18 protein-coding genes are annotated in these 16,429 nt (G+C 67.1%); 17 read left to right on the plus strand and 1 reads right to left on the minus strand.

Going from position 1 to position 16,429, the window contains the following annotated elements:
* The first annotated feature begins 332 nt into the window (after positions 1 to 332).
* The 9 genes from TSH58p_RS07750 to TSH58p_RS07790 all read left to right on the plus strand — a co-directional run bounded on the left by TSH58p_RS07750 (position 333) and on the right by TSH58p_RS07790 (position 7,987).
* Entirely contained in the window at positions 333 to 1,820 is a 1,488-nt protein-coding gene (locus TSH58p_RS07750) for a PAS domain-containing methyl-accepting chemotaxis protein (RefSeq protein ID WP_109068585.1), read from the plus strand.
* A gap of 205 nt (positions 1,821 to 2,025) precedes the next feature.
* A complete protein-coding gene (nifE, locus tag TSH58p_RS07755; RefSeq protein ID WP_109068586.1) occupies positions 2,026 to 3,441 on the plus strand; it encodes a nitrogenase iron-molybdenum cofactor biosynthesis protein NifE in 1,416 nt (471 codons plus the stop codon).
* Between the two features lie 5 nt (positions 3,442 to 3,446).
* On the plus strand, positions 3,447 to 4,847 hold the full coding sequence (nifN, locus tag TSH58p_RS07760) for a nitrogenase iron-molybdenum cofactor biosynthesis protein NifN (RefSeq protein WP_109068587.1): 1,401 nt from the start codon (positions 3,447 to 3,449) through the stop codon (positions 4,845 to 4,847).
* Between the two features lie 47 nt (positions 4,848 to 4,894).
* The gene (gene nifX / locus TSH58p_RS07765) at positions 4,895 to 5,296 is read left to right on the plus strand and encodes a nitrogen fixation protein NifX (RefSeq protein WP_038531130.1); all 402 of its coding nucleotides are present in this window, start codon (positions 4,895 to 4,897) and stop codon (positions 5,294 to 5,296) included.
* A 4-nt stretch (positions 5,297 to 5,300) separates the two neighbouring features.
* A complete protein-coding gene (locus TSH58p_RS07770; protein WP_109068588.1) occupies positions 5,301 to 5,765 on the plus strand; it encodes a NifX-associated nitrogen fixation protein in 465 nt (154 codons plus the stop codon).
* Positions 5,766 to 5,775: 10 nt separating this feature from the next.
* The gene (locus tag TSH58p_RS07775; protein ID WP_094305893.1) at positions 5,776 to 5,982 is read left to right on the plus strand and encodes a CCE_0567 family metalloprotein; all 207 of its coding nucleotides are present in this window, start codon (positions 5,776 to 5,778) and stop codon (positions 5,980 to 5,982) included.
* Between the two features lie 166 nt (positions 5,983 to 6,148).
* Positions 6,149 to 6,442: a ferredoxin III, nif-specific gene (fdxB, locus tag TSH58p_RS07780; protein ID WP_109068589.1), complete on the plus strand. Its 294-nt coding sequence runs from the start codon at positions 6,149 to 6,151 to the stop codon at positions 6,440 to 6,442.
* 90 nt (positions 6,443 to 6,532) lie between these two features.
* Positions 6,533 to 7,123, plus strand: coding sequence for a nitrogen fixation protein NifQ (locus TSH58p_RS07785; protein WP_109068590.1), 591 nt, complete (start codon positions 6,533 to 6,535; stop codon positions 7,121 to 7,123).
* A 90-nt stretch (positions 7,124 to 7,213) separates the two neighbouring features.
* Complete coding sequence (locus TSH58p_RS07790) at positions 7,214 to 7,987, plus strand: hypothetical protein (protein WP_109068591.1); 774 nt, start codon at positions 7,214 to 7,216, stop codon at positions 7,985 to 7,987.
* A gap of 86 nt (positions 7,988 to 8,073) precedes the next feature.
* On the opposite strand, the gene TSH58p_RS07795 is transcribed toward TSH58p_RS07790, so the two are convergent.
* Entirely contained in the window at positions 8,074 to 8,571 is a 498-nt protein-coding gene (locus TSH58p_RS07795) for a hypothetical protein (protein ID WP_109068592.1), read from the minus strand.
* A gap of 281 nt (positions 8,572 to 8,852) precedes the next feature.
* Between TSH58p_RS07795 and TSH58p_RS07800 the strand changes: the two genes are divergently transcribed.
* The 8 genes from TSH58p_RS07800 (at position 8,853) to TSH58p_RS07835 (ending at position 16,423) form a co-directional block, all read left to right on the plus strand.
* Positions 8,853 to 9,233 (plus strand): iron-sulfur cluster assembly accessory protein, encoded by a 381-nt coding sequence (locus TSH58p_RS07800; RefSeq protein ID WP_109068593.1) that lies wholly within the window; start codon positions 8,853 to 8,855, stop codon positions 9,231 to 9,233.
* 62 nt (positions 9,234 to 9,295) lie between these two features.
* Complete coding sequence (nifU, locus tag TSH58p_RS07805) at positions 9,296 to 10,213, plus strand: Fe-S cluster assembly protein NifU (RefSeq protein WP_109068594.1); 918 nt, start codon at positions 9,296 to 9,298, stop codon at positions 10,211 to 10,213.
* Between the two features lie 3 nt (positions 10,214 to 10,216).
* Positions 10,217 to 11,422: a cysteine desulfurase NifS gene (gene nifS, locus TSH58p_RS07810; protein WP_109068595.1), complete on the plus strand. Its 1,206-nt coding sequence runs from the start codon at positions 10,217 to 10,219 to the stop codon at positions 11,420 to 11,422.
* A gap of 244 nt (positions 11,423 to 11,666) precedes the next feature.
* Positions 11,667 to 12,812 (plus strand): homocitrate synthase, encoded by a 1,146-nt coding sequence (gene nifV, locus TSH58p_RS07815; RefSeq protein WP_109068596.1) that lies wholly within the window; start codon positions 11,667 to 11,669, stop codon positions 12,810 to 12,812.
* Positions 12,813 to 12,858: 46 nt separating this feature from the next.
* Positions 12,859 to 13,749 (plus strand): serine O-acetyltransferase, encoded by an 891-nt coding sequence (cysE, locus tag TSH58p_RS07820; RefSeq protein WP_371732440.1) that lies wholly within the window; start codon positions 12,859 to 12,861, stop codon positions 13,747 to 13,749.
* Positions 13,750 to 13,766: 17 nt separating this feature from the next.
* The gene (gene nifW / locus TSH58p_RS07825; protein ID WP_109068597.1) at positions 13,767 to 14,090 is read left to right on the plus strand and encodes a nitrogenase-stabilizing/protective protein NifW; all 324 of its coding nucleotides are present in this window, start codon (positions 13,767 to 13,769) and stop codon (positions 14,088 to 14,090) included.
* 347 nt (positions 14,091 to 14,437) lie between these two features.
* Entirely contained in the window at positions 14,438 to 15,289 is an 852-nt protein-coding gene (locus TSH58p_RS07830) for an electron transfer flavoprotein subunit beta/FixA family protein (RefSeq protein ID WP_109068598.1), read from the plus strand.
* A 54-nt stretch (positions 15,290 to 15,343) separates the two neighbouring features.
* Entirely contained in the window at positions 15,344 to 16,423 is a 1,080-nt protein-coding gene (locus tag TSH58p_RS07835) for an electron transfer flavoprotein subunit alpha/FixB family protein (RefSeq protein WP_109068599.1), read from the plus strand.
* Positions 16,424 to 16,429: the final 6 nt, after the last annotated feature.

The raw sequence follows: 16,429 nt of genomic DNA on the forward strand, positions 1-16,429 counted from the left end.
GGTCGCTGCACCCTCCGCCTCCCCACAGCTTTCCGAAGAAGGCTGTTCGGCGCGGCGGAACCCCGCCGCCCTCCCCTGAATGCGCGGATTGCCCCCGGTTGAATGGCCGGAGCGGCAAAAGCCACGCACTCCCAACGATCACCACTTACCGAATATCCACAACATCAACAAAAAATTGCAATCTTTCCACATCATTTAAAATATATACATTCGCGAATACTTTCACCACCGCGGCGGTACGGCGCAACACGAACAATAATTAATTATTTTTTATCCAAACTCCCCATAGCCTCAGAATATCTTTCCCTTCTTACGCAACAAGGGTAATCGAGATGCCTTTTAAAGCTTTTCTAAAGTCAAGAAACACTGAAGCATCCGAGATCACCGGCGCATTAGACAAATCTAATGGCATGATTACCTTTGACACATTTGGCAACATATTGTCGGCAAATGATCAATTTCTCCGATGTATGGGATACAGCTTTGAGGAGATCAAAGGAAAGCATCACCGGATATTCGTCGACCCGAATCTCCACGACAGTCTGGATTACAAGGATTTCTGGGAACGGCTGCGCCGGGGCGAGTTCCAGTCCTCCCTGTACAAGCGCATCGGCAAGGGCGGGCGTGAAGTCTGGATCGAGGCGTCCTACAACCCGATCAAGAACCGCCAGGGCGTCACCCACAAGGTGGTCAAGGTCTGCACCGACGTCACCGAGCGCCATCGGGAACACATCGATCTGCGCGGCAAGGCGGATGCCATCTCGAAGTCGCAGGCGGTGATCGAATTCACCCCCGACGGCACGGTCATCACCGCCAACGAGAATTTCCTGTCCCTGCTCGGCTACACGCTGCCGGAAATCGCGGGGCGCCACCACAGCACCTTCGTCGATCCGGCCGAGCATGGCGGCCCAGACTACCGCGCCTTCTGGGAGAGCCTGCGGCAGGGCCGATTCCAGGCCGCCCAGTACAAGCGGATCGGCAAGGGCGGACGGGTGGTGTGGATTCAGGCCTCCTACAACCCGGTGTTCGACAGCAGCAACCGGCTGTCCAAGATCGTCAAGTTCGCCACCGACATCACCCGTCAGGTCGAACTTCTGGACCAGCTGAAGGCGCTGATCGACAACAACTTCACCGAGATCGACACCGCGCTCTCCGCCGCCGGCCGGCAGGCCGAGGACGCCGCCCAGCGGTCGGGCGCGACCCAGGGCACGGTCCAGACGGTCGCCGCCAGCGCCGAGGAACTGGCCGCGTCGGCCCGGGAGATCGCCGACAGCATGATCCGCTCCCGTCAGGCGGCGAGCACCGCGATGGACGAGACGGGGAACGCCGACCGGGCGGCGGCGCGGCTGACGGAGGTCGCCAAGGCGATGGGCGGCATCGTCGACCTGATCAGCTCCATCGCCAGCCAGATCAACCTGCTGGCGCTCAACGCCACCATCGAGGCGGCGCGGGCCGGCGAGGCCGGGCGCGGCTTCGCGGTCGTCGCCAACGAGGTCAAGAATCTCGCCAACCAGTCGGCCAACGCGACCGCACAGATCTCCAAGGAGATCGAAGGCATGCAGGCCGTCTCGTCCGACGTCGTCGCGGCGCTGGGCAACATCCGCCAGGCCACCAGCAACCTGATGGAGTTCGTCACCGTCTCCGCCGGTGCGGTGGAGGAGCAGAGCGCGGTGACCGGCGACATGTCCACCAACATGCAGAACGCCTCGGCCTCGGTCAGCGCCGTCGACCACAACATCGGCGCCATCAATTCCGCGATCACCCAGATCGCGGCGGCGGTCTCGGAAACCAAGGAAGCCGCCAAGGTCCTGGCCCGTTGAGGGCGCGCGCCGGACGCCGCCCCACCATCGCCCCAGGCTGTGCGATACCCGACAAAGTCCGCCATTGTCGGGTATCGCACACGGGGTCCTTCACCTCAACTTGTTGAATGTAAACAATTCATTGTCTGGCACACCTCCTGCATATGACCGACGCACAGGCGACTGACCCACAGGCGCCGATGTCGGCCAATGGCGGGAGAAGGTCATGCTCCAGGAAAAGCTCCAGGACGTCTTCAACGAGCCGGGTTGCTCCACCAACCAAGCCAAGTCGGAGAAGGAGCGGAAGAAGGGGTGCTCCAAGGCCCTGAAGCCGGGGGCGGCCGCCGGGGGCTGTGCCTATGACGGCGCGATGATCGCGCTCCAGCCGATCGCCGACGCCGCCCACCTCGTGCACGGGCCGATCGCCTGCCTCGGCAACTCCTGGGACAACCGCGGCACCAAGTCGTCGGGCTCGCAGCTCTACCGCACCGGCTTCACCACGGACATGTCGGAACTCGACATCATCCACGGCGGCGAGAAGAAGCTCTACAAGGCGATCAAGGAGGTCGTGCAGCAGTACGATCCGCCGGCGGTCTTCGTCTACCAGACCTGTGTCCCCGCCATGATCGGCGACGACATCGAGGCCGTCTGCAAATTCGCCGCGAAGAAGCTGGGCAAGCCGGTGATCCCGGTGATGGCGCCGGGCTTCGTCGGATCGAAGAACCTCGGCAACAAGCTGGCCGGCGAGACGCTGCTCGACCACGTCATCGGCACCGTGGAGCCGGAGGTCACGACCCCGACCGACATCTGCATCGTCGGCGAATACAATCTGGCCGGCGAGCTGTGGCTGGTGAAGCCTCTGCTCGACGAGATCGGCATCCGCATCCTGTCCTGCATCTCCGGCGACGGGCGCTACAACGAGGTCGCCCAGGCCCACCGGGCGCGGCTGACCATGGTGGTCTGCTCGCAGGCGCTGGTGAATGTCGGGCGCAAGATGCAGGAGCGCTGGGGTATCCCCTATTTCGAAGGCTCCTTCTACGGCGTCTCGGACATGTCGGACACGCTGCGCACGATGGCGCGCATGCTGGTGGAGCGCGGCGCCGACAAGGCCATCATCGACCGCACCGAGGGCGTCATCGCCCGCGAGGAAAGCCGCGTCTGGCGGCGCCTGGAGCCATACAAACCGCGCTTCGACGGCAAGCGCGTCCTGCTGTTCACCGGTGGCGTGAAGAGCTGGTCGATGGTCACCGCGCTGGAAGGCGCCGGGCTGACCATCGTCGGCACCTCCACCAAGAAGTCCACCAAGGAGGACAAGGAGCGCATCAAGAAGATGAAGGGCGAGGAGTTCCACCAGTGGGACGACCTGAAGCCCCGCGACATCTACAAGATGCTGCGCGACAGCGAGGCCGACATCATGATGTCCGGCGGCCGGTCGCAGTTCATCGCGCTGAAGGCCAAGGTGCCGTGGCTCGACCTGAACCAGGAGCGCCACACCCCCTACGCGGGCTATGACGGCATCGTCAACCTGTGTGAGGAAATCGACAAGACGCTGTCCAACCCGATCTGGCGGCAGGTGCGTCTGGCCGCCCCCTGGGACTCCAAGCCGGACTCCAAGCCGGACGTTAAGCCGGTGGGAGCGTAACCGCCATGGGCAACATCCAGCGCTTCCCCCACTCCGCCAAGGCGGCCTCCACCAACCCGCTGAAGATGAGCCAGCCGCTGGGCGCGGCGCTCGCCTTCCTCGGCGTGGACCGCTGCATGCCGCTGTTCCACGGCAGCCAGGGCTGCACCGCCTTCGGGCTGGTCCTGCTGGTCCGCCATTTCCGCGAGGCCATCCCGCTCCAGACCACGGCGATGGATCAGGTCTCGACCATCCTCGGCGGCTACGAGAATCTCGAACAGGCCGTCCGCACCATCCACGAGCGCAACGCGCCCGCCCTGATCGGCGTCGCCACCACCGGCGTGACCGAGACCAAGGGCGAGGACATGGCCGGGCAATATTCGCTGTTCCGCCAGCGCAACCCCGCCCTCTCCGGCCTGAAGCTGGTCTTCGCCAACACCCCGGACTTCTCCGGCGGGTTCGAGGACGGCTTCTCCGCCGCGGTGACCGGCATCGTCGAGGAGGTGGTCCAGCCGTCGGAAACGACCGTGAAGGGCCAGATCAACGTGCTGGCCGGCTGCCACCTGTCGCCGGGCGACGTGGAGGAACTGCGCGACATCATCGAGAGCTTCGGCCTGTCGCCGATCTTCCTGCCGGACCTGTCGCTGTCCATGTCGGGCCGCCAGCCGGACGACTTCACGGCGACCTCGCTGGGCGGCGTGACGGTGGAGCAGATCGCCGCCATGGGCGCGTCGGAGGCCACGCTGGTGATCGGCGAGCATATGCGCGTCGCCGCCGCGGCGCTGGAGTTGAAGACCGACGTGCGCAGCCTTTTCTTCGACCGGCTGACCGGGCTGGAGGCGTCGGACCGCCTCGTCCGCACCCTGTCGGAGCTGTCGGGCCGCCCGGTTCCGGCGAAGCTGCGCCACCAGCGCGAGACGCTGGTCGACGGCATGCTCGACGGGCATTTCTTCTACAGCCGCAAGCGGATCGCCGTCGCGCTGGAGCCGGACCTGCTCTACGCCGTCACCAGCTTCCTGGCGGACATGGGGGCGGAGGTGATCGCCGCCGTCTCCCCCACCCAGACCGCCGTCCTGGAGAAGCTGAAGGCCGCGACCGTCATGGTCGGCGACCATTCCGACGTGGAGACGCTGGCCCGCGACGCCGACCTGATCGTCTCGAACTCGCACGGGCGGCAGGGGGCGGCGCGCATCGGCGTGCCGCTGCACCGCATGGGGCTTCCCATGTTCGACCGGCTGGGCGCCGGGCTGAAGGTCCAGGTCGGCTACCGCGGCACCCGCGAGCTTCTCTTCGAAATCGGCAACCTGTTCCTGTCCCGCGAGATGGACCACGACAGCCATGGCCACGCTCATGGCCACGCTCATGGGGACGGGCACGAACACGGCCAGCACTGCGGGAGCGGATCATGCGGATGCAGCGCCGGCTGAGTGTGGTGGGCCAGGCCGAGGAGGGCCGGCCCCGCAAAGGAGGTTCCATGAAGGTCGCTTTCTGCACCCAGGACATGCAGCACGTCGACGCGCATTTCGGGTGGGCCAAGAACATCGTGGTCTACGAGGTGGACAAGGCCGGCTACACGATGGTCGAGACCTGCCAGTTCGGCGGCTCGATGTTCGAGGACGGCAACGAGGACAAGCTGATCCCGAAACTCGACGCGCTGGCCGACTGCGCCATCGTCTATTTGTCGGCCATCGGCGCCTCCGCCGCCGCCCGCGTGGTGGCGAAGAAGATCCACCCCGTGAAGGTGGAGGCCACGGACAGCATCACCGCCCTGCTCGACCGTCTGGTCGAAACCATCAACGGCAACCCGCCGCCCTGGCTGCGCAAGGCCCTGAACGCCGGCCAGCCCCAGGAGCTGGCCTTCGACGAGGAGGATTGAGAGCATGACCGACACCGCCGTGGCCGCCGGGAGCGATCTCGCCGAGGCCTTTCTGAAGACCCTGGTCATGCTGTTCCGCGCCGAGGACAGCTACGGCGCCTGGGAAGGCAAGAGCGACGAGACGATCCTCGCCCCCTTCATCCTCGACAAGGAGGCCCGCGCCGCCATCCCGATCATGGGCGACCCGGACCCCGACACGCTGTGGCGGCTGGAGCTGTTCTACAAGGCCGTCGGCATCACGGTCGAGAAGCAGACCGGCCACATCGCCTCCCCCATCATGAAGATGAGCCACGAGGGCTTCGGCCGCATGGTGCTGACCACGGGCCGGCTGGTCGTCGTGTCGAAGCACCTGCGCGACGTCCACCGCTTCGGCTTCCCGTCGCTGGAGAAGCTGGCCGCCGACGGCGCCAAGATCGTGGACGAGGCCGTCGCGCTGATCCGCAAGTATCCCGACGTCGCCGATCTGTGAGGGTTCCGCCATGTCCGACATCGACGCCCTGAAGGACGAGGTCAAGAAGCTCAACGCCCGCGCGACCCAGAAGAAGATGGACCTGCACGACCTGTCGGAGGAACTGCCGCAGAACTGGCAGTCCATCCTCCAGGTCGCCCAGGAGACCTACGACGCCTACAAGACCCTGACCGAGAAGCGCGCCGAGCTGAAGGCCCTGGAAAAGGCGTCCGCCTGACGGACCGGTTCGGAAACCGCGCCCCCACCCCAACCCTCCCCCGCTGACGCAGGGGAGGGAACTTTTCTCCCTCCCCCGCCCGGCGGGGGAGGGCCGGGGTGGGGGCAGCCGCAGCGTCCAGGTCCCAACAAACACCCCCACACCAAGCCCGATTGAGGAGCAGACGATGGCTGAGTTCGTGACCGGCACCACCCGCGGCGGCGCCGCCTGGACGCCGAAATTCGTGGAAAGCATCGACCAGAAGATGTGCATCGGCTGCGGCCGCTGCTTCAAGGTCTGCGGCCGCGACGTGCTGGAGCTGATCGGCATCACCGAGGACGGCGACATCGTCGACGCCTTCGACGACGAGGCCGAGAAGAAGGTCATGAGCGTCAAGAACGCCGGCAACTGCATCGGCTGCGAAAGCTGCGGCAAGGTCTGCTCCAAGAGCTGCATCACCCACTTGCCCCAGGCGGCCTGAAGGCCGCCCGCCTTGTCTCAAGCGGCCTGAGGGCCGCCCACCTTGCCTGAGGCGGCCTGACGGGCCGCCCGCCCCCGGAGGACGGACGCCATGGGCATCCTGCACACCGCCCCGCCGGGGGCGGGTGACACCATGCAGCTCTACCGCTGGCTGACCGACCGTCAGGGACGCTGCAACGTTTTCGACGCGCATCTGTTCGCCTGCATCCTGGCCCGCCGCTGGCCGGCGGGTCCGGGAGCGCTGGGCCTGGACGACCGGGCGCTGAGCCAGCTTCTCGACCGCTACTTTCCCGGCGCCTTCGCGGCCGGCATGCCGGTTCCCGACTGCTCTCCCACCGCCCTGCCCCCGCTGCTTCGCGGCGAGGCGGACGACATCGCCGCTCTCCTGCTCGCCCACCGCTCGCTGGGCATCGAGGAGGAGGAATGGCTCGCCGCGATCGTCGCGCGGGCGATGCTGGACGGCGGCGAGCTGTGGCGGGACCTGGGGCTGGCCGGCCCGAGCCATCTCGCGGCGCTGATGGAGCGCCATTTCGAATCGCTGGCGCTTCTCAACGCCACCGGCACGCGGTGGAAGGTCTTCCTCTTCCGCTTCCTCTGCGCGCGGGATGGGCTGATCCCCTGCGGCGCCCCGGTCTGCCGCGATTGCGGCGCCGAAGCGGTCTGTTTCGGAGCCGCCGAATAGAAACTTGCCGTTCACAGCCGTCCCCGACGCGTCGTCCAGTCAACAGCCATGATCCGAGCCGGATATGGTGAATCCACGGAGCGGACGACCATGCGGAAAAGCGAAAACCGGAACATCGCCGGCTACAACAACATTCTGTGGCGGTTGCCGTACTATGCCCTGAACAAGCAAGGCGGCTGGGAGGAGTTCACCGAAGAGAGCTTTATCCGATTAACGAACCTGCAATTCTGCTGGTACATCCCCGAAAAATACAACCAGAATGACTACCGAACCCTGACCATCGATGCCGCGGTTTCTCCGCAATTGTTGCTGATGGATGAGTTCGATTTCGAAGAAAAGAAGACCTACAAATATGTGGCGGGAGCCGCCTTCAAAACAAAGATCGGCTATTGGGTTCTTCAGCAAATCGGCCGGAACAATTGCGGAAGCACCTGCGCCGCGATGTTGGGTCTCGACAATAATTTCTGGAACGCAGACCGCTACATAAGCACGCAGGACCTTCCATCGCTCCAGAGCGACACCGAATTGGTGATGGAAGCGAACGAGTATTTCGAGGGAAGTCCCTGGCAGCTGGTGATCGACGCGAACGGTTGCTCCGACAGCAAGGACGAGCCGCGGGTCGAGGCCTGGATCACATCCGGCGCCAGCAAGAAGGAGTCCTACATCTACACGGTCGGCGGCCACTACATCATCGTGGACACGGTCTACTCCCGGCTGATCGGCAACGCCTTCGAGCCGTGGGCACTGGTCCGCGACCCGACGGCGGGGTGGCAGATCACGGTTCCCCTGTCCTCGATCGTCAAAGCCATCGGCGACCAGACAAAGGCCGTCACCCGGCTGATGATCGCCGGCAGAACGGGCTGACCGTCACGGGACGACATTCCTCCAGGCGCGTTGGCCGGCGTCATCCCGCATGGGCGCCTCCATGGGCGCCTGACGGAAATTCTTCCCTATTCCTTCTCGATCCCGCGGGCCAGAGCGGCGATGACGCCGTAGCCGACCTGATCCTGCGGGTCGATCTCGGCCAGCTTGGCGAGGATGTCCGTCGCATCCTCAACGCGCCCGCTGCGCAGGCTGATGAAGGCCAGCGCCTTCAGCGTGAAAAGGGTGAAGCGCGGCGGCCCTTCCGTCGTCCAATCCGTGCTGTCCGCGCGCAGGCTCCGCCAGTCCCCGGCATAGCCGCCCTCGCGCGCCGCGGCGTCCAGCCCGATCGTCGCCACCCGCTCCGCGTCCGCGAAGCGCTTGCGGTTGAAGTAGAATTTGTAGAGCGCGTAGAAGACCGGCAGAACGCGCGGCCCCATCCGGTGCGCCTCCCACAGCAGGGCCTCGCAGGCCATGGCGTCGGGGCGGGCCTTCACCGCCTCCTGCAGCTTTTCGTCGATGTGCTCGGGCACGTCGCCGAAGGCCATGCGCCCGTTGGACATCCGCAATTCGACCGGCCGCTCCATCACCCGTTCCCTTCCGCTGTTGTGCGACACCGTGCGCCCGACCGACAATTCTGTATGGGCCGCAAGCGGGTTTCGCAAAAGACCATAAAGCAATTGTGCGTCCTTTCGTCGCAGGATGTCGCAAACCCGACACGGCCCCGACCCGACAATTGTCGGGAAGGCGTCAGCACCGCGATCTGACAATCCTTAAAATTCAATGCCTTATCAATTGGCACACCGCTTGCTGTTCCACTGATCAAGATCGGTCGGCATGCCCGACGGAGCATTTGGAGGCGGCAGACATGGTGACCCTGACGGATGCGGCGGTGAACACCCTGGAGCGCGTGCTGGCGAAGTCCGGCGGCGCCGCGGCCGGCCTGCGCATCGCGGTGGCCGACGGCGGCTGCGCCGGCATGAAGTACCAGATGGGGCTGGAGGCCTCGGCGGGCGACGAAGACGCCGTGCTGACCTTCGGCCCGGTGACGATCTTCGTCGATCCGACCAGCCAGCCCTTCCTGACCGGCGTGGTGGTCGATTTCGTCGAAGGGGTCGAGGGCGCGGGCTTCAAGTTCGACAACCCGAACGCGACGGGCAGCTGCGGCTGCGGCAAGTCCTTCTCGGCGGGGCCGGGGGGAAGCTGCTCCTCCGCGCCGTCCGCCGGCGGCTGCGGCACCGCTCACTAACCCCGAACACACTCTCCCAACCCGGCAAAATCGGGCCGGTCACGCGGGAAAGGCAAGGCGTCATGTGGAACTACACCGACAAGGTCAAGGAACACTTCTTCAACCCGAAGAACGCCGGCGCGCTGGATGAAGCGAACGCCGTGGGCGAGGTCGGGTCGATCACCTGCGGCGACGCCCTGAAGCTGATGATGAAGGTCAACCCCGACAGCCAGGTCATCGAGGACGCGAAGTTCCAGACCTTCGGCTGCGGCTCGGCCATCGCGTCCTCGTCGGCGCTGACGGAGATGATCATCGGCAAGACGGTGGACGAGGCGCTGGCCGTCACCAACCGCGACATCGCCGAGTATCTGGGCGGCCTGCCGCCGGAGAAGATGCACTGTTCGGTCATGGGCGCCGAGGCGCTCCGCGCCGCCATCGCCAACTTCAAGGGCGAGGAGTGGGTGGACGACCACGAGGAAGGCGAGCTGGTCTGCAAGTGCTTCGGCATCGACGCGGCGATGATCGAGCGCGCGGTGACCGTCAACAGCCTGACCACGCTGGAGGAGGTCACCCACTACACCAAGGCCGGCGGCTCCTGCCAGACCTGCCACGAGAAGATCGAGGAGGTGCTGGAGGCCGTGCTCGCCAAGACCGGCGCGCTGGCCCCGCCCAAGTCCCACGCGCCCGGCACGGTCGGGCTGGACGCCATCAAGCCGCTGGCCCCGAAGGCCGAGGCCGCCCCGGCGAAGCTCACGAACGTGCAGCGCATGCAGAAGATCATGGTCGCCATCGAGGAGCTGCGCCCGCAGATCCAGCGCGACGGCGGCGACGTGGAGCTGGTCGACATCGACGGCAAGGACATCTACGTCCGCCTGACCGGCGCCTGCTCCGGCTGCTCGCAGTCCGCCGGCACCATGATGGGCGTGCAGGCCAAGCTGGTCGAGGCGCTGGGCGAGTTCGTCCGCGTCAAGCCCGCCTCCCTCCTGCCGGCGGGGGCCTGAGCCATGACCGCACAGGGCATCTACCTGGACAACAACGCTACCACCCGCGTCGATCCGGAGGTGCTGGCGGAGATGCTGCCGCTGTTCACCGAGCAGTTCGGCAACCCCTCCTCCATGCACGGCTTCGGCGCCGCGGTGGGCGGCAAGATCGAATGGGCGCGCAAGCAGGTGCAGGCGCTGCTCGGCGCCGCCCATGACAGCGAGATCGTCTTCACCTCCGGCGGGACGGAGAGCGACAACACCGCCATCCTGTCGGTGCTGGAGGCCTATCCGAAGAAGAAGAGCATCGTCACCAGCGTGGTCGAGCATCCCGCCGTCCTGGCGCTGTGCGACTATCTGGAGAAGAAGCGCGGCTACACCGTCCACCGCATCGGCGTGGACAAGCGGGGCAACCTCGACCTCGACGCCTACAAGGCGGCGCTGGGGCCGGACGTCGCCATCGTCTCGATCATGTGGGCGAACAACGAGACCGGGACGATCTTCCCGATCGAGGAGCTGGCCCAGCTCGCCAAGGCGGCGGGGGCGGTGTTCCACACCGACGCCGTGCAGGCGGTCGGCAAGATCCCGATGACGCTCGCCACCAGCGCGGTGGACATGCTGTCGCTGTCCGGCCACAAGCTGCACGCGCCCAAGGGCATCGGCGCGCTCTACGTCAAGCGCGGCCTGCGCTTCCGCCCGATGCTGCGCGGCGGCCACCAGGAACGCTCGCGCCGCGCCGGCACGGAGAACGCGCCGGGCATCGTCGGGCTGGGGGCGGCGGCGCAGCTCGCGCTGATGCACATGACCGACGAGAACACGCGGGTGAAGGCGCTGCGCGACAAGCTGGAGCAGGCCATCCTGGCCGCCGTTCCGAACTGCTTCGTCACCGGCAACCCGGACAACCGCCTGCCCAACACCTGCAACGTCGCCTTCGAGTACATCGAAGGCGAGGCGATCCTCCTGCTGCTGAACGAGGCCGGCATCGCCGCCTCGTCGGGGTCGGCCTGCACCTCCGGGTCGCTGGAGCCGAGCCACGTGATGCGGGCCATGGGCGTGCCCTACACCGCCGCCCACGGCGCCACCCGCTTCTCCCTGTCGCGCGAGACGACCGAGGAGGAGATCGACCGGGTGATCGCGGTGGTCCCCGACATCATCGCGAAGCTGCGCTCGCTGTCGCCCTACTGGTCGCAGGCGGGCGCGCCGAAGGAGTTCGCACCGGTCTATTCGTAACACCGAGATCGCAGGCCGGGCCGGGCCCGCGCTCCGGCAACCCGCCCGACGACACCCGCCGGGACGCGGTTCCCCGGCCCGGTCTGCGACACACCACCCTGGCACCGTTGCCCCCACCCTACCCCTCCCCCGCTGGGCGGGGGAGGGAATCAAGGCCCTCCCCTGCGAAGCGGGGGAGGGAGGGGACCCACGACGTGGGGAGGGTGGGGGCAATCACCGCGACGCATTCGCAGAGGCTCACGTCATGCCGATGGCCGGTTCCACCATCATCAACGACACGACGCTGCGCGACGGGGAGCAGACGGCGGGGGTCGCCTTCACGCTCGACGAGAAGATCGCCATCGCCCGCGCGCTCGACGGGGCCGGCGTCCCGGAACTTGAGATCGGCATCCCCGCCATGGGGCCGGAGGAGCGCGAGGGCATCCGCGCCGTCGCCGCGCTGGGGCTGAAGGCCCGGCTGATGGTGTGGTGCCGCATGCACGACACCGACCTGAAGGCGGCGCTGGACTGCAACGTCGGCACCGTCAACCTGTCGATGCCCGTCTCCGACATCCACATCACCAAGAAGCTCAAGCGCAGCCGCGCCTGGGCCCTGGCGGAAATCGAACGCAAGGTCAAGACCGCCCGCGACCACGGGCTTGAGGTCAGCCTGGGCGGCGAGGACTCCTCGCGCGCCGACATGGATTTCCTGATCGCGGCGGCGACCGTGGCGCAGGAGGCCGGCGCCCGCCGCTTCCGCTTCGCCGACACGCTGGGCGTGCTCGACCCCTTCCAGACGCGCGCCTGCATCGAGCGGCTGCGCCGGGCCACCGACCTGGAGATCGAGATCCACGCCCACGACGACCTCGGCCTCGCCAACGCCAATTCGCTGGCCGCCGTGCTGGGCGGGGCGACCCACGTCAACACCACCGTCAACGGCCTGGGCGAGCGTGCCGGCAACGCCCCGCTGGAGGAGGTGGTGGTGTCGCTGAAGGTGCTCTACGGCCAGGACTGCGGTGTGGACACCCGCGCGCTGGGGGCGATCTCCGACCTCGTGGAGCGCGCCTCCAACCGGCCGGTGGCGGTCAACAAGTCCATCGTCGGCGACGCCGTCTTCACGCACGAGGCCGGCATCCATGTCGACGGGCTGCTGCGCGACCGCGCGACCTACCAGAATTTCGACCCCGCCGAGGTGGGGCGCGAACACCGCATCGTGCTGGGCAAGCATTCCGGCACGGCGGGGGTGAAGATGGCCTACGGCCAGCTCGGCATCGCCTGCGACGACGCCACCGCCCAGGCGGTTCTGCCGCGGGTCCGGGCGCTCGCCACCCGCGCCAAGCGCGCCCCGACGGCGGAGGAGTTGCGCGCCTTCCACGACGACGCCACGCGCTGGAGCGCCGTCTCCTCGTGATCCGGAGGACCCCATGGCCGCGATCGACGCCCACCCGGACCTCACCATGACGGAGACCAGCCTCTGGCGTCTGCTGCGCGAGGACGTCGCCTGCGTCTTCGACCGCGACCCGGCGGCGCGCAACGTCTTCGACGTGCTGACCTGCTACCCCGGCATCCACGCGCTGGTGGTCCACCGGCTGTCCAACGCCGCGTGGCGGCGGGGGCTGCGCTGGCCGGCGCGCTTCCTGTCCTATCTGGCCCGCGCGCTGACCAACATCGACATCCACCCCGGCGCCACCATCGGCCGCCGCTTCTTCATCGACCACGGGGCCGGCGTCGTCATCGGCGAAACGGCGGAGGTCGGCGACGACGTGACGCTCTACCACGGCGTGACCCTGGGCGGCACCTCCTGGACCAAGGGCAAGCGCCACCCGACGCTCGGCGACGGCGTGCTGGTCGGGTCCGGGGCCAAGATCCTGGGGCCGATCACCGTCGGCGCCCACTGCCGCGTCGGCGCCAACTCCGTGGTGACCAAGGACGTGCCGGAGGGCATGACGGTGGTCGGCATCCCCGGCCGCGTCGTCCGTCCGGACGCCCAGCGCCGGCTGGCCGCCCACGGCATCGACCTCGACCATCACCTGATGCCCGACCCGGTCGGCAAGGCCATCGCCTGCCTGATCGACCACATCAACCGCATCGAGGCCCGGCTGGAGGCCCACGCGGCGGAGGAGGCCACGCGCGCCGCCCCGCTCCATCCCGCCCCACCGCTGAGCGCCATCCGGCTGGACGACCTGCCGCTCGACGGCATCGTCTGCCGGAGCTGCGGCAACCTGTGCGACCAGGACGCCTGCGGCGACCGCAACCACGATCACCACGACACCGGCCACCACGACACCGGCCACCACGACGCCGGCCACCACGACACCGGCGCCCGCGCCGATCATTACGTCATCTGAAGGGAAAGGACCCCGCCATGAGCTTCAAGGACGATCTGGAGGATCTGGAGACCGCGGAGGACTTCCTGCGCTTCCTCGGCGTCACCTACGAACAGCGCGTGGTCAACGTGAACCGCCTGCACATCCTGCAGCGCTTCCATGACTATCTGTCCGCCGACACCGGCATGGAGGGGCTGGACGACGAAGGCATGGCCGCCCGCTACGGCGCCCATCTGGAGCGCGCCTACCAGGACTTCGTGGTGTCCAACGCGATCGCCGAGAAGACCTTCAAGGTCCACCAGGATGAGGCCAAGCGGATGGCCGACCGCTTCGTCCCGCTGGACTCCCTGCTGCCGACCTGACCCGTTCCATCCGTCGATCCCAGGACGGCCCGCGGACCCGCCCCCGGCGAGCGTCCGCGGGCCGTTGCGCTTTCCGGCCGTCCTCCGCGCCCTGTGCCGGCGGTTGTCGGGTTTGTCCGGTAGGCGACAGAGGCCGGACCGGGTCGGGGAGTCGGTCCGGGCGCGACGGAAGCCCCCTGTTGAGAAGCCGACACGTCCGTTCTTTGTCGTTTTTGCGACAATCTCTCAACTGCCACAAAATCAATACATTCCAACAACTTACCGCACCGCGCAAATCTGGCACGCCGCTTGCTGATAGGGGCACAGCCACGCCGCGCGACAGGCGGCGGAATGTCAAGGAGACCGGGATGCACATCGTTGTCTGTATCAAACAGGTGCCCGACAGCGCCCAGATCCGCATCCACCCCGTGACGAACACGATCATGCGTCAGGGCGTCCCGGCCATCATCAACCCCTTCGACCTCTTCTCGCTGGAGGAGGCGCTGCGGATCAAGGACAAGGTCGGCGCCCGCGTCACCGTCCTGACCATGGGGCCGCCGATGGCCGAAACCTCGCTGCGCAAGGCGCTGTCGCTGGGCGCCGACGACGCGGTGCTGCTGACCGACCGCAAGTTCGCGGGGTCGGACACGCTGGCGACCTCCTACGCCCTGACCTCCGCCATCAAGAAGCTGTCGGAGGAGCAGACGGTCGATCTCGTCTTCTGCGGCAAGCAGACGGTGGACGGCGACACCGCGCAGGTCGGTCCGGGCATCGCCACGCGGCTGGGCTTCCAGCAGCTCACCTACATCTCGAAGATCGAATCGATCGACCAGGACGCCAGGGAGATCGTCGTGCACCGCCGCTCCGAAGGCGGCGTGCAGGTGCTGAAGACCGCCCTGCCCTGCATGATCACGATGCTGGAAGGCACGAACACCATCCGCTTCGGCAAGATGGACGACATGTTCCGCGCCGCCCGCTACGGCCTGAAGACCTGGAGCAAGGACACCACCGGCGCCGAAGAGACGAAGGTCGGGCTGAAGGGCTCGCCCACCGTCGTGTCGAAGGTCTTCGTGCCGAAGCCGCGCGCCCAGAAGGCGACCATGGTCGAGGCCGAGGCCCCCAGCGCCGAAGCCCAGGCGGCGGCCGCGGTCGATGCCATCTTCGGCGCCCAGCCGAAACTCGCCGACGAGCTGCTCGCCCGCGCCGCCGCCGGCCTCTGACGCGCTGGCCTTTGACGCGCCGTTCCTGACGAATCCTCCGCCGGAGACATCCCGATGAGCGAACCAAGCAAGCCGCAGGGACGCAAGTTCCAACTGCCCGAGCACCTGAAGGAATACAAGGGCATCTGGGTGATCGTGGAGCAGGAGCGCGGCTCCGTCCATTCCGTGTCGTGGGAGCTGGTGGGCGAGGCCCGCAAGCTCGCCGACAAGCTGGGGGTCGAGGTAGGGGCCGTGGTGCTGGGCGCCGACAGCCCGGAACTCAACGCCATCTGCGGCGACGCCTTCACCTACGGCGCCGACGTCGTCTACAAGGTGACCGACCCGGTCCTGGCCGACTACCGCACCGATCCCTACACGCGGGTGATGACCGACGTGGTCAACACCTACAAGCCGGAGATCGTTCTGCTGGGCGCCACCACGCTGGGCCGCGACCTCGCCGGCGCCATCGCCACCACGCTCGCCACCGGCCTGACCGCCGACTGCACCGAGCTGGACATCTACATGGACAACCGGTCGCTGGCGGCCACCCGCCCGACCTTCGGCGGCACGCTGCTGTGCACCATCCAGACGCTGGCCTACCGGCCGCAGATGGCCACGGTGCGCCCGCGCGTGATGTCGATGCCCGACCGCGACGACAGCCGCACCGGCCGCGTGGTCGAGGTGTTCCCGACGCTGCGCGAGGACGACGTCATCACCAAGGTGCTGAGCTTCATCGCCGACCGCGAACAGAACGAGGCGCAGCTTGCCTTCGCCGACATCATCGTCGCGGCGGGCAAGGGGCTGGGCAAGCCGGAGAACCTGAAGCTGGTCTTCGACCTCGCCAAGGTTCTGGGCGGCGAGGTCGGGGTGACCCGCCCGCTGGTCCAGGCCGGCTGGACCGGCTTCGACCGGCAGGTCGGGCAGACCGGCAAGACGGTGCGCCCGAAGCTCTACATCGCCGCCGGCATCTCCGGCGCCATCCAGCACCGGGTCGGCATGGAGAAGTCCGACCTGATCCTGGCCATCAACACCGACCCCAACGCGCCGATTTTCGACTTCGCCCATCTCGGGCTGGTCGGCGACGCGCTGACCATCCTGCCGGCCCTGACCGACGCTTTCGGCAAGCGCCTGTCGGTCAACCGGCTGGCCGGCTAAGCAACC

The sequence above is a fragment of the Azospirillum sp. TSH58 genome, assembly GCF_003119115.1.
Lineage (GTDB): Bacteria > Pseudomonadota > Alphaproteobacteria > Azospirillales > Azospirillaceae > Azospirillum.